This window comes from Halobacteriovorax sp. GB3 (genome assembly GCF_028649655.1).
In the GTDB taxonomy this organism is placed as follows: Bacteria; Bdellovibrionota; Bacteriovoracia; order Bacteriovoracales; family Bacteriovoracaceae; genus BSW11-IV.
In genome coordinates, this window is record NZ_JAQSLN010000004.1 from 257,508 (window position 1) to 269,753 (window position 12,246).

Genomic DNA, 12,246 nt, shown 5'->3' on the forward strand with positions numbered 1-12,246 from the left:
TTACCCCATTCTCTCTAATCCGTTATCCTCTAACATCTGAGTCGTAACGGCTTCACACTCGTAACAAAAATCATAGGTAAACTTATTTATCTTCGTGTAATCGAGATTAAATTTCTCATCTCCATTGTATATTCGATAGAGAAAGCATGGAGTAATTTCTCCAAATTGATCAATCGCTACAAATCTCTCCTCAAGACTTTTACAACGCATCTGACACTTCATCTCACCGCTTTTATTTTTCTGATAGCGCCTCTTGGCATTTTTTGCGATTAGATTATAAGATCGAGCTAACTCACTCGATAGCTTGATTTTATTATCCTCATCTTCTATGAATTTAAATCTTTCATTATAGGGAAGAGTATTAATATTTTCTTCTCTAGAAAACCTCGCCCTTATCGCTTGCATTTCTTTCGATTCAAAGTCTTCACTATTATATTCGAATTTAATGTGTTGAAGTGTATCAATGGGATGTTCACAATTATTTTTAAAAGCCCTATGATTATTTAGTATCTTTTCAAGAGAAGAATTTACTCGATACTTTTCGTGAAGTTCCTGATTCGATCCACAAATTGTGAAGAATACTCGATCACAAGGTCCCATGAGTGTTGCCAGTTCTGCCCACCATTTTTCTGAGTGAACAGAAGCATTAGAATATAGTTCAATAGCAATATTTCTCGATCTTAAATATTCAATAATCTCTAGAAATCTCTTATGAAGAGTTGGCTCTGATATAATTCCGGCCATGCAGCACATTTCGATATTTGGATATTCATCGAGCTGTTTTTTAATTTCCTCTACACTTCTTTCATTATATTTAATGAGATGCTTTGCATTTTCATAACTTCTTGAACAAAGAGGACAGTCTAGATTACAAGTTCCCGTCAATTCGAGTTCGATTTCCAAAATTTCTTCTTTACTCAATTTATCAGGCAGCTTATTCATTGCCATTCTCCCTATTATAATCACAAATAGGATAATGCCCTCTGCGATAAAAATTCACATCTTCGATTTTTTCCCCACGAACAGGATAGAGTTCTTGCTCGCTTACAACTTTTTTCTCCACACCATCGCAGATGAAAAAATATTTACAATCAAAGCATTCTTTTTTCTTTGAATACGTGTATTCTCTCTTTCTTTTTGCTACTTCAAAATAATCTTTTATTGAGACTTCTTTTACTTCGAACTGATCAACTTCGTATGTCATTATATTCCAGTCATCACGATCAAAAATATGCTGATATACACCTACAACATATTTCTCATAGCCTTTCATAAAGCAATATGGGATGTAGCGTACATTGATTTCAATTTCGGGATTAAGCTTATCAATTGCCTTTTTGATTGATTCACTTAATAGATTATAACTATGTACTTCAAGTTTATTAGCATCTTCCCAGTAGTTAAGAGGAAGAAAATTTAATTGTTCTGGTTTTATCTGATTAATTAAATCGACATAGTGAGATTCAAGAAAATCAAAATTCTTATTTGTAACAGTGCAATTGATACGAATGCGAATTCCAACTTCTTTGCAATTTGATATGGCCTTTAAAATCTTTCGATAGGCCCCCTTGCGTCCAACAATTTCATCGTGACTTTTTTCATCATATCCATGAACACTAAAAAGTAATTCTTTGAGACCATGCTGGAATGATTTTTTAGCAAAATCTAAATTAGCAAACTTAGAGCCATTTGTTAGTGCCGAAATATGAGTAAATCCCAGCTCATTACAATAATCTAGAATTTGAAACCAATCTCTATGAACGGCACTTTCTCCACCGCTTAAATCAACTTCACTAATACCAAAGTCTCTAAGTTTCTTTGCTCTTTTTTTTATGATATCGACTGGAGTTATTTTATCGAGGTCATTGAGATAATAACAAAAATAGCACTCATAATTACAGAATGTTCCTGTATCTAATTTTGCTCTTTGATTGTATTTATCCTCAACGAGTTTTAACCCTGTTGAGCTAAAAATATTATAATCCAATATGTTTTCCTAAGATCTCTACGATAGGATCATTTTCATTTAAATGAAGCGATTCAAAGTCATGATCAATATCCCATTTTCTCCAATAAAGCCCCTTATCTTCATCCCAATAGTCTATATTATGATACACGACTTCTTTACCAAAATAATGGCATTCCGCGATCATACGAGGACTACAATCGAACTTTCGAGGTACAGGGGTATAAATATAAGTTGAGAACTTTTCAAAGAGATTTTCGACCGGCATTTCAGGGAATTTGAAGCGCTTATCAAAACCAGTCGGTCTATTCTCTTTGTTTGTTAAACAAATAAAATCTCCGTCGTATTTTTCTAAGAGATCGAAATACATCTGATCGGGAATATTTCGACAATTTTTTGTGCCATAGAGAAGATAGGCCTTCTCTTCTTTGATTGGTTTAATTAATCGTTCAAAATTAATCTTCTTCTTATAATCGATACTATTGAGACAATCGCGATAAATCCTCTTATCTTGCAAGATATAGACATTCTCGTTTGTATTATCTTGCAGCTCTTTATCACCACAAGCAAAATGAAATGTCTTATGACAGAGGATGTGTTTTTTTTCCAGTGACTTTGCTCCACCATCGGTGAAAAGAATATGATTTGCATGCACAAGATTTGGACGATTACAGAAGACTGTATTTCTCTTTAATTCTTCAAGTTCATCTTGGCCTACAATATACTTAGCTGTTACTGACTTTTGAAAAGTTTCCCAATCAATGTCTTCGGCCAGAAGAATTCCCACTCTCATATATTTTTTTAGATGGAAATAATAATCGATGACTTCATAAGTATGCCCACAAATACCATGATTTGTATTGCTCCAACTATACGTGATCCATAAATCGTAATTTTCCTTATCTAATCTTAAAATCATATCATTCCAAAAAGGCACTTATTAACTTATCACTTTCACTCAATTGATAATGAGTTAGTCCATTTTCTTTAATATCAGTATAGCGAATTTTTATACTATCCTGCACCCCTCTTTCAAAAATCCTGACATCCTTGCCATAATAGAAGCTCTCTGGAATGAGTCTATTATTAGTGTCCATATCTCCATCTTGAAAATAGAGTAATGTATCGAATTGCTCATGAAGTTTTTGATGATGAAAGCTTGGAGTCTTATATATTTTTTCTTTACTAGCGAATTCATCTGGGATTTTAATTTTATCGTAATTCATAGAATGACAGACAACTAAGGCCTTATCTTTCACAGAGTTTAGATCTAAATAATGTTCAAATGAGAATTTTAATATTTCATCGACATCAAAGTCTTGATAGTCATAATGACCATAATAGGTAATCTCTTTTGTTTTATAACGCTGAAGTCCGTTCGATTCATTTGCAAAAACAAGAAGCGGGCAATTAAGTAGATCACCAAGTAACTTCAAAGTATGAACGTCAAGCATCAAACATTTTATGGCCTTAAATTTAAAGATATCGACACTTCTTTGAATGGCCAAAATATCATTTTCTAAAGAAGGGTCAAATTGATATCGTTCTTTAAAGATAGCAATTGCCCACAGTCTTTGTTCCTGCGAGCAATTATGTAATATGAATTTAATATTTTTTTCAAACTTTCTAGCAAATAGGAAGTATTCGAAACAATAAAACAGTGTTCCATTGATTTTCCGATGTTCCTTAAGTGAATAGACAATGGTCTTAAAAGAATGTTGAATAATATTCCTCTAAAAAATTATTTGTTAGCTCTTCAATTTTCTCAGTGCATTCTTCTTCATTTACAAGTTTTCTAAAATGATTGAATTTCTGATTAAGGGCACTCACGCGATCAATTTCATCACGCATATTCAGATAGTCTTCAAGTTTTTGAATCAGTGATTCATCGCCTGTTTCTAAGATTTCTAGATATTTTTGTTCTCTATTTTCCGCGGTAATGAAAAAACCTTTATCGGAAAGTTCATTATTAAGACACATGAAATTATAGAAAGTGAATCCACTAATAGAAGCTAAATCAGGAGTTACTACCATACGAGCTTTCTTAAAAGCCGATTCACGAGCGTACTTCGTATCATTTTCATCTGCTTGAATAATTTTAATTTCATGTGGCATGACCTCTACGTGAGCGAGAGGTTTTGTAACTCTAATCTCTAGTCCCTTTGTCATAGCTTCTTTAATCAGAGCAGCTGAAACGGCCGATAGATTGAGTAGTTTTTCAGGTCTTTCTATTGAATCGAGTGTATGTGGATAAACATTCGTAACATACCAATATGATCCTCTATCTTCTACAGCTGCAACATCATACATCATCATATTAATCTTCCCTTTTTAATAGTGACATCCACAATCATTGTGACAAGTACAAACAGCATTACACGCACAGTCTGTATTACAAATACAGTCTGATCGAATTGAGTTGTATTTATTAACAATTAGTTGAATTTCAGTTTGGCGAATTTCATTACCTGTTACAGGCGTAAATGTTACTGAACCCATGTTATTTCCATCGGACCCATCATCAGCTGCGTTGAATGACTCGAGTCGATCGACAGGTAGCGACTTAGATGTAATTGCATTTGCCGGAGAGACATTGACACCTTGGCTTGAGTTTGAGTTTACAAAAGTATTCAATCCACCATAGTTTAAGGCATGAGCTCTATACGTCGTAAGTTCAGCCGCAATCTTATTTCTAAGATCATCGAGATCACTCTTTTTGATCGACTCTCCTACAGTAAAACTTTGAGATAAAGTTCTATTCGATGGACAAACACTTCTGTGTCCTGAGCATGTTGTTGTTCCGGTACTGTGATTGGTACAGTGCGCTCCACTACAGGCCATGTTCTACCTCTTTTTCTCTTTTTGATTTCATCATATTTGCATAAATATATTTCTGAACTGCTCTATCGATTTCACCAAATGTTTTAAAAAATCCGCAAAGTTCATTTACCCAATTATCTTTCCACTTATCAAAGAACTCTTCTTTATCACTCTTTTCATGACTGGCAACAGGACAAATCATACAAGTGGTAGCAACGCACTCCTGACATTCTTTTGCTGTTGACTGAAGTGGTTTTTCAAACTTTGATGTATAGGCGATGAGCTTTTCTACAAAGTCATCATCATAAATATCGGTATGTGCTAACTCTTCTTTGTGTTTCGAATAAATTGCTCCGTGACAAGCGTAGAGGTTCCCGCGTTGATCAATGGCGGCCATGTTATATCCCGCTGCACAGTGCTTTCTATTATCATCACCACCAAACCAAGAACAAAGATAACGTCCGTGCTCGCGGTAAAATTCAATTTCGCGCTTTGCAATTTTTAAAAACTGCTTTCTAAATTCTTCAATTGCCCCTTGTTTTTCTTCAAGAGTAAATTTCGTAATGTAATCAACAGTCGGTGCATAATTGATATTGATTGTCGGAGAGACTTTCCAAAGTAATTCTTGAATTTCATAGAAATCGGTCCAACAAGAATAGATATTTTCCATGCTATCAATTGGTAACGTTGACTTTACACTAACGTTGACACCTCTTCGTGCTAATTCATAGAGGTTATTAATAACCTGATTACTTGATGTCTTTTTATTTTTCGATAGACGGAAATTATCATTAATAGCTCTTCCATCATAAGAGACTTGAACACGAAGCTTAGATAGATCGACATGCTCGATAATCTTATTCATATTCTTCATATTGAACGCATTCGTATAAAGATGAAAATCAACATTATCATGATTCTCATACTTCTTCATCAGCGTCACAATAAAGCCAGGGTTAAGCGTTGGCTCCCCTCCCCAAAGGGAAATATTTAATCCACTATATTTTTCTTGAAACCATTCTTTATTATCTAGAATGGCATCGATTCTTTTAAAAATAAGAGGAAGATCACCGTCAAGTCTAGCAGGGTCAACTTTCTCTCCTTCAAAGCAATAAGTACAACTTAAATCACAAAGCGCAGAAGTCGTGATTTCGAGATTGAAATAACCTTTTACTTTTTTATCTAATTTTCTATTTTGCTCGTTTACTAAATCAACCATCTAATCCTCCAGGTCCGCGTTTAAAATTTCATCGAGAAGGCTATCTAATTTCTCATCTGAAACTTTCTCTTCCTCTGGAATAATAGAATTCACAAGCTCCATTGCTTGTGTCGCTAGTTTTTGACCAAATTCAGGATCTATTCCACCAAGATGTTTGGAAGCTTCCAGTAAGTGATAAGCACCCAAGTACATACTTCGGTTTAAGCTTTTAAGATTCATAAATTTCTCTCTTCAAGAGCTCTTTAAACACCCTATTGTTTTTTAACTCTCGTGTCATTCGTTGCACTTCACGATAGAAATGTTTGTACATGGTGCAGATTTCATCAATTGGCCCTTCGTTCTTTATATTTTCAAAGAGACAACCCTTACGACAGTAGTTCTTAACTACACACTGCTCACATTCTTCCATTAATCTATACTCTTCGATTTTATCAACAAGATCGGAATTCTTAAACCTATTACAGGGAATTAATTTATTCTCCGTATAAGAGAGATGCTGATCACCAGCACCGCAATTATGAGAAGTGTGACCCTTAGCACCATATCGAATAACATGGCGAAGATAATTTAAAACAATCTTAGGTATTTCAACCTCATCACAGGAGTCAATGTACCAGTCCACAAGCTCGCTAAAGCCCTGATTGACGGCCTGTGCTTGCTCATAACTCCAAATATCAACATCACGAATAAGTGTTAAATCTGGATTAAGCCCCAATTTCTCTAGAATATAGAGATGGTTTTCTAAGAGATTACTATTTCCAGGATCGATCATCGAGTGACACGCAAGGTCATTTAATTCACGTATGATTGGAAATTTCTTTTCATAGAGATGATTTGTTCCCTGTCCATCGTGCTGTATTCTTTTAGCATCTTGCCAAAGACCATCGTAAGAAAGAGATACCTTTACCGAGTAATCGTTAAGAAATCTCACCTTCTCTTCATCAAGTAATAGACCATTTGTCGGCATATAAAATTCGACTTGTGGATCAGAAGAAAGCTCTTTGGTTATGCGAACAATTTTATTCCAATGAAGGAGTGGTTCTCCCCCATAAAAGTCTATTTTGATTCTTTCATTCGGATTATTCCTTCTCACCTCACTAAATGAATGGAGAAAGAGATTTTCATCAATCGACTTTTTTGAAAGTTTATCGACATTGCAATAGGAGCAATTTAAATTACAAGCTTCAGAGAATGCAATGGAAAGTGTTTTCATTAACTTTCCTACTTCACCTTCACCCAATGACGTCCATCAACTTGAATTTCTTTCCCTTCAACACCAAACGAATCTTTTGGTTCAGGCTTTTTATAAATTGCGATTAAACGCTCAGGGTAATTTCTCTTTTCTTCAAGAGTCATTTCAGTGAGATTTCCATTTTCATCATTTGTAAGAGGTGTTCCTGGATCATAGTCTTTATCGACATAAGCGAGCACCCAGCCAGCAACAGCAATCGGAACTTCACTTGCAGCATTTCCTGAGCCTACAGCAAATCCAAAAGTATCAGAAGCAATTCCCATTAAACTCATCTGACATCTCTCAGTCGCAAGTCTTGCGCCTTCAATTGTGTCGATATAGCACTTACCATAAACTAATTTGTCATTTAATAACTGAAAGTCTGCAATATCATTCCAAACAGCATTCCAAACCCTAAAGGCCTTGAACTCATTTTCAAAATAAACATCAGATCCGGTATTTACAGTATGGGCACCATTAGCTGCGATTGAACAACGTCTAAAGTTTGCCATAAATTTCTCCAATTATTCAGTTAAACTCAACTTTAAATTAGTATATAATAAAACTTATGAAACGAAGAAACTTTATTGTTGCCTCTTTTTTTGCTGCCTTTAGCGCCAAGGCCTTTGCTCATAAGTTTAACCGAGTAAAAAAGACGGATACTAATCAATTTGAACTTCTTAAGTGCAATGATACTTGTATCAATCTTAAAAGTGGTACGACATACGTTCTACCTAAGGAACCTAAGTCCCTAGAATCGATTATTCACTTTAAAGTCATGAAAACAAAGTGGTCAAAAAGCCCTGTTCTTAATCCTCAAGAAAAAACAATCAATGACATTAATGGTCTCTTTGAAGTTGAAAAACATGTCGATTTAAGTACATCTCGCTATTTTTCACTTCAATACTTAGGAGAGGATCTTGGCTGGGTCGTACTTGGCTAATATTAAAGAATTGCCAATTTTTCTTTGCAATTACATTCTCATTCAATAATAAGTACTAGATGAAAAAATTTAACAAAAAGAGAATCATTCTCAAATCGATCGCCCTTATCCTCTCTCTGTTTATTTGGTACTCGCTATATCAGGGTATGACGAAACAATAGTAGAGCGAATCTCACTTGCGAGCTTGCGGGCTTGATCATTATCTATTTTATGATTATCGAAGTCTTTCGCATTAAACCAAGGGTTCTTGTTTTCAACTGTATTAAGCTCTTCTTCATAGCGAGGAAATATATGATAGTGAACATGTTCAACTTCGTTTCCAATACAAGAGTAATTAATACGAAAAGCATTGAAGTGATCTTTCACTATTTTTCCAGCGAGCATAACTTCAGATAAAAACTCTTCTTGCATGTCCCTAGGAAGATCCGTTAAATCACCGTAGTGATCTTTTAAGAGAAGCTGACAATAACCTTTGAAGTATTGATGGGCCCCAACAACGAAAAATGAATGTTTAAATTCGTGGATAATAAATGAGTCTTCAGTCTTTTGACTTTCTTCAATTCTACGACAAATTAAACACATAGCACGCTCCACGTTTCAAATTAACTGAATAATTTACAATACTTATTCCTATTTTCCCAATGACTGATAGTGTTTGCCAACACTTTATTCAAAGGATTTTTATGAAACTTTTAACGATAGTATTTCTTACTACTCTTTCATTCTTTTCTTTTGCTAACGAACGCGTCTCTTTGACAAAATTCAAGATTAGTACTGACGGAGACTTCATTGGTAGAGGTGAAGTATCAATTGCCTTAGAAGAAGCTTATGGAAGCGGTGAAGTTATCAACCTCACGCCTATTCTAAAAGTAAATCGATTGGAAGAATATTCTTTCGATAATCCGCTTAAAATTAACCCATACAGACTCAAAACAAGACAGTGGCGTCTCGTTGTAACTGAATGTGAATACGAGCCTTCTCACCAATGGCCTATTTGGTGTGAGACTATTTTCGATGCTCCATTCAAATATATGGGACCAATGGAATATGTCATCGACGATACAAGAAGAGGCGAATTCATCCACTTCACTTTAAAGTAATTATTTTCTATGGTGCCAAACCACGGAATAAAGATCATGTCTTCTATCTTTTAAATTCCTAACGGCACCATTTTGCCTCGACTCTTGCAGAGTATCCAATCGCAAGTCAGCAATCGCCACCATCTCCACATTCGGCGTCGTATCTGCAGCAACACCATCCTTAGCAAATGGAAAATCACATGGTGTTAGAATACAGCTTTGTGAGTATTGAATATCAACATTGTGAACACGTGGTAAATTTCCAACATTTCCGGCCATGGCCACATAAATTTGATTCTCTATCGCTCTAGCTTGACAACAATATTTCACTCGACAGTAGGCCTGTCTATTATCTGTTAAGTAAGGAACAAAGAGCATATTGATTCCTTGATTTACAAGATGTCTTGTAAGCTCTGGAAACTCGCTATCATAACAAACAAGAACACCAATCGGTCCACAGTCCGTATCGATAACTTTAACTTCATCTCCACCTTCAATATTCCACCAATACTTCTCATCAGGTGTCGGATGAATTTTTGCTTGTTCGTGAATTTGTCCATCACGCAAACAGATATAACTAATATTTTGAACCTTCTCTCCAACTTTTGTTGGGTGAGATCCAGCGATAATATTAACGTTGTATTTAACAGCTAAACGTTGAAATAATTCTTTTACTTTTTCTGTATAGCTTGTCATATGCTCAATCGCCTCACTTGGAGAGATTTCCTCATTTTTAATTGAGAGAAGCTGCATCGTAAAAAGTTCAGGAAATAAAACGAAATCTGCTCGATAGTCACCCGTCACATCAACATAGTACTCAACTATATTTTCGAACTCTTCAAAGCTCTTAATTCCTCTTTGTTGATATTGAACGCAAACAACTCTTACAGAATCTTGTTGGATTGGCTTCTTTCCAGGATTTTCACGAGATGAATATTCTGGATTATTCCAAATGAGATGAACACCGTACCCTAGGGAATCTCTATCCGATGGGAGGTAGCGATCTAAAATACCAATCACTTCAAAACCATTTCGAAGCTGGAAGCCCAAGGTCGTGTCTCGAATTTTTCTATCTTTTACTTTTTCAATATAGTCGTAAACATCTTTAACTTGTTTTCTCTTTTTTCTAAGATTTGGAACTCTTCCAGCAAAAACAATTCCTTTTAATCGTAAAAACTTAACGAGATTTTTTCTTGCATTATAAAGTCTCTGACCAATACGATGCCCGCGAACTTCTGGATCAACACACGTTTCATAGCCATAGAGATAATCCCCTTCATCATCGTGAGTAGAACCGTAACCACTACCAGTGATTCCCATCCACGTATGAGGAGCAAGAGCAACTTTCTCAGAAAGAATGATACTTGCTGAGTAACCAACAATTTCATCATTTAAAACGGCAACAAAACATCCCTCTTCGAAATTTGTTATTTGTCCTCGAATTATATTTTTTGAATAGTCTTCTAGATCTTGATAGGCCTTCTCAATTAAGAGATAAATTCCTTTAATATCATTTAATGTCGCATTACGAACTTCAAGCTTAACCTTAGCAGTCATGTATTTCCTTCCTAGAAAATAGATATCAATGACTAAATTATAGCGAAAATTGAAAAAAATTCTACGTCATTTCATTAAATGTTAGGGAATTACGTTAGCTCCGACTGATTGATGAATAGATTCATAGCTAGCAATAATTTTTTTAAGCTCTCCATTTTCTTTCATTTCCTTAATTCCTTTTGAAAGAATTTGAGCATATTTCTTAGAAGAATCTAATGTTGGAGAAAAAGCGATATGAACACCAGAAGATCCAATACTACCCGCTTTTTTAAATTCATCCATATCAATTCCCATTTGGGCCAGATAGTAATTCCAAACATTCATATCTTCGAGCGCCACATCAATTCGCTTCTTTCTTAACAGTGTAATGAGACCTTTAACAGGCATATCTCCATGGAGAACATGAAGATTCGACTTCTCCTTAGAGACTGTCGTAATGTACTTATCGATTTCTTCTGAATAAGAATAATCTTTAATCACTCCAAACTTTTTAGCACTTGCTCTCATATCTTCAACTGATAAGTTTTTAAGCTTTGAATTTTTTAAAGTAATAAAAGCATCATTTGAAACAACTGCAGCAGCATCAGGAAAAACAAACGAAGGTGCATCTGATCTATAAGCTCCAACGATACCGTTAACCTTTCCCTCTTTTGCTAGGATGATAGAACGGGCCCAGCTTTCAACACGGTAGCGCACAATATAACCTTCTTTTTCAAAAACCTTTTTAGCAACCTCAATGAGAATTCCCTCTAATTTTGAACCAGGCTTACAGTTGTAGGGACACCACATATCAGCAACGAGAACGATCTCTTTACTGGCAACCTTTGCAGGGCCAGAACTTGTGAGGGAGATGAAAAGTGTCATAAATATAAATAAGCGAATGAACATAAAATCTATTCTACCTAAATTAGGATTATTTTAAACGTTAAGAATAGATAAAATTAATTAAAGAATTTTTATAACTCTAACCTATTTAAATTTCGTAAAAATCTAGCTTATTCAACACCTATCATTGGAATTAGAATTCTTCATTCAACTAAATTTATGCAAAAAATTGATGGCTTAAGCAAAAAAAAACCCCTCTTAAAAAGAGGGGCCTCTATTTAACTTATTTTTTTAAATCTATTAGCTTCCACAACCAATACATTCAACAAAGCTATCTGTTGGTCTAACACCTTCGAGCTTCATTTTAATGTTGTGAATCTTATCTCTTGTATCCATATCTTCGAAAAGATTCCCAGTTAATTGTGTTTCAAGAAGTTTAATCTCTTGAAGAAGTTCTTCCTTTAACTCTTGTGATAAATCACTCATTTCTCATGTCTCCGTGTGTAGTGTGTCTGTGTGTTTTTATGTCAGGATCTAATTATATTACAAATTGAAATCAGTTTCAAAGCCAAAGAATTTGTTAGTTTTTTTGGCTTGACCTCCATA

The 12,246-nt window shown here is 34.9% G+C and carries 16 protein-coding genes; 2 read left to right on the forward strand and 14 right to left on the reverse strand.

What is annotated here, in order from left to right; genetic code table 11:
* From HBN50_RS14750 to HBN50_RS14795, 10 genes are all read right to left on the reverse strand, one after another.
* Positions 1-942, reverse strand: coding sequence for a radical SAM protein (locus HBN50_RS14750; RefSeq protein ID WP_273871276.1), 942 nt, complete (start codon positions 940-942; stop codon positions 1-3).
* Complete coding sequence (locus HBN50_RS14755) at positions 935-1,987, reverse strand: radical SAM protein (RefSeq protein WP_273871277.1); 1,053 nt, start codon at positions 1,985-1,987, stop codon at positions 935-937. Before HBN50_RS14755 ends, HBN50_RS14750 begins: the two co-directional genes overlap by 8 nt.
* Positions 1,977-2,885, reverse strand: a complete 909-nt coding sequence (locus HBN50_RS14760; RefSeq protein ID WP_273871279.1) for a hypothetical protein — start codon at positions 2,883-2,885, stop codon at positions 1,977-1,979. Before HBN50_RS14760 ends, HBN50_RS14755 begins: the two co-directional genes overlap by 11 nt.
* A 1-nt stretch (position 2,886) precedes the next feature.
* Complete coding sequence (locus HBN50_RS14765) at positions 2,887-3,474, reverse strand: hypothetical protein (protein ID WP_273871282.1); 588 nt, start codon at positions 3,472-3,474, stop codon at positions 2,887-2,889.
* A 199-nt stretch (positions 3,475-3,673) separates the two neighbouring features.
* Positions 3,674-4,282, reverse strand: coding sequence for a hypothetical protein (locus HBN50_RS14770; protein ID WP_273871284.1), 609 nt, complete (start codon positions 4,280-4,282; stop codon positions 3,674-3,676).
* 15 nt (positions 4,283-4,297) lie between these two features.
* Positions 4,298-4,807, reverse strand: coding sequence for a hypothetical protein (locus HBN50_RS14775; RefSeq protein WP_273871285.1), 510 nt, complete (start codon positions 4,805-4,807; stop codon positions 4,298-4,300).
* Complete coding sequence (locus HBN50_RS14780; RefSeq protein ID WP_273871286.1) at positions 4,797-6,005, reverse strand: radical SAM protein; 1,209 nt, start codon at positions 6,003-6,005, stop codon at positions 4,797-4,799. The genes HBN50_RS14775 and HBN50_RS14780 overlap by 11 nt, the downstream gene beginning before the upstream one ends.
* Positions 6,006-6,224, reverse strand: a complete 219-nt coding sequence (locus tag HBN50_RS14785) for a hypothetical protein (protein WP_273871288.1) — start codon at positions 6,222-6,224, stop codon at positions 6,006-6,008.
* Positions 6,214-7,218 carry a radical SAM protein gene (locus HBN50_RS14790; RefSeq protein WP_273871291.1) on the reverse strand — a complete coding sequence of 335 codons (1,005 nt, stop codon included), beginning with the start codon at positions 7,216-7,218 and terminating at the stop codon, positions 6,214-6,216. Before HBN50_RS14790 ends, HBN50_RS14785 begins: the two co-directional genes overlap by 11 nt.
* Positions 7,219-7,226: 8 nt before the next feature.
* On the reverse strand, positions 7,227-7,748 hold the full coding sequence (locus tag HBN50_RS14795) for a hypothetical protein (protein ID WP_273871294.1): 522 nt from the start codon (positions 7,746-7,748) through the stop codon (positions 7,227-7,229).
* Between the two features lie 56 nt (positions 7,749-7,804).
* Here HBN50_RS14795 and HBN50_RS14800 point away from each other — a divergent pair, with 56 nt between their 5' ends.
* Complete coding sequence (locus HBN50_RS14800; protein WP_273871295.1) at positions 7,805-8,179, forward strand: hypothetical protein; 375 nt, start codon at positions 7,805-7,807, stop codon at positions 8,177-8,179.
* A 120-nt stretch (positions 8,180-8,299) separates the two neighbouring features.
* Here HBN50_RS14800 and HBN50_RS14805 read toward each other — a convergent pair whose 3' ends face one another.
* A complete protein-coding gene (locus HBN50_RS14805) occupies positions 8,300-8,761 on the reverse strand; it encodes an HIT family protein (RefSeq protein WP_273871297.1) in 462 nt (153 codons plus the stop codon).
* 101 nt (positions 8,762-8,862) lie between these two features.
* On the opposite strand from HBN50_RS14805, the gene HBN50_RS14810 reads away from it, so the two are divergent.
* Positions 8,863-9,279: a hypothetical protein gene (locus tag HBN50_RS14810; protein ID WP_273871299.1), complete on the forward strand. Its 417-nt coding sequence runs from the start codon at positions 8,863-8,865 to the stop codon at positions 9,277-9,279.
* Here HBN50_RS14810 and HBN50_RS14815 read toward each other — a convergent pair whose 3' ends face one another.
* The 3 genes from HBN50_RS14815 to HBN50_RS14825 form a co-directional block, all read right to left on the reverse strand.
* Entirely contained in the window at positions 9,280-10,815 is a 1,536-nt protein-coding gene (locus HBN50_RS14815) for a GNAT family N-acetyltransferase (protein WP_273871301.1), read from the reverse strand. It lies immediately after the preceding gene.
* An 81-nt stretch (positions 10,816-10,896) separates the two neighbouring features.
* Complete coding sequence (locus HBN50_RS14820; protein WP_273871304.1) at positions 10,897-11,703, reverse strand: substrate-binding periplasmic protein; 807 nt, start codon at positions 11,701-11,703, stop codon at positions 10,897-10,899.
* Positions 11,704-11,940: 237 nt separating this feature from the next.
* A complete protein-coding gene (locus tag HBN50_RS14825; protein ID WP_273871305.1) occupies positions 11,941-12,126 on the reverse strand; it encodes a hypothetical protein in 186 nt (61 codons plus the stop codon).
* Positions 12,127-12,246: the final 120 nt, after the last annotated feature.

What these genes read in the sequence shown, in the direction of transcription:
- HBN50_RS14750 (WP_273871276.1), bottom strand. Translation starts at nt 942, where the DNA reads ATGAATAAGCTGCCTGATAAATTGAGTAAAGAAGAAATTTTGGAAATC.
- HBN50_RS14760 (WP_273871279.1), bottom strand. Translation starts at nt 2,885, where the DNA reads ATGATTTTAAGATTAGATAAGGAAAATTACGATTTATGGATCACGTAT.
- HBN50_RS14770 (WP_273871284.1), bottom strand. Translation starts at nt 4,282, where the DNA reads ATGATGATGTATGATGTTGCAGCTGTAGAAGATAGAGGATCATATTGG.
- HBN50_RS14775 (WP_273871285.1), bottom strand. Translation starts at nt 4,807, where the DNA reads ATGGCCTGTAGTGGAGCGCACTGTACCAATCACAGTACCGGAACAACA.
- HBN50_RS14780 (WP_273871286.1), bottom strand. Translation starts at nt 6,005, where the DNA reads ATGGTTGATTTAGTAAACGAGCAAAATAGAAAATTAGATAAAAAAGTA.
- HBN50_RS14785 (WP_273871288.1), bottom strand. Translation starts at nt 6,224, where the DNA reads ATGAATCTTAAAAGCTTAAACCGAAGTATGTACTTGGGTGCTTATCAC.
- HBN50_RS14790 (WP_273871291.1), bottom strand. Translation starts at nt 7,218, where the DNA reads ATGAAAACACTTTCCATTGCATTCTCTGAAGCTTGTAATTTAAATTGC.
- HBN50_RS14795 (WP_273871294.1), bottom strand. Translation starts at nt 7,748, where the DNA reads ATGGCAAACTTTAGACGTTGTTCAATCGCAGCTAATGGTGCCCATACT.
- HBN50_RS14800 (WP_273871295.1), top strand. Translation starts at nt 7,805, where the DNA reads ATGAAACGAAGAAACTTTATTGTTGCCTCTTTTTTTGCTGCCTTTAGC.
- HBN50_RS14805 (WP_273871297.1), bottom strand. Translation starts at nt 8,761, where the DNA reads ATGTGTTTAATTTGTCGTAGAATTGAAGAAAGTCAAAAGACTGAAGAC.
- HBN50_RS14810 (WP_273871299.1), top strand. Translation starts at nt 8,863, where the DNA reads ATGAAACTTTTAACGATAGTATTTCTTACTACTCTTTCATTCTTTTCT.
- HBN50_RS14815 (WP_273871301.1), bottom strand. Translation starts at nt 10,815, where the DNA reads ATGACTGCTAAGGTTAAGCTTGAAGTTCGTAATGCGACATTAAATGAT.
- HBN50_RS14820 (WP_273871304.1), bottom strand. Translation starts at nt 11,703, where the DNA reads ATGTTCATTCGCTTATTTATATTTATGACACTTTTCATCTCCCTCACA.
- HBN50_RS14825 (WP_273871305.1), bottom strand. Translation starts at nt 12,126, where the DNA reads ATGAGTGATTTATCACAAGAGTTAAAGGAAGAACTTCTTCAAGAGATT.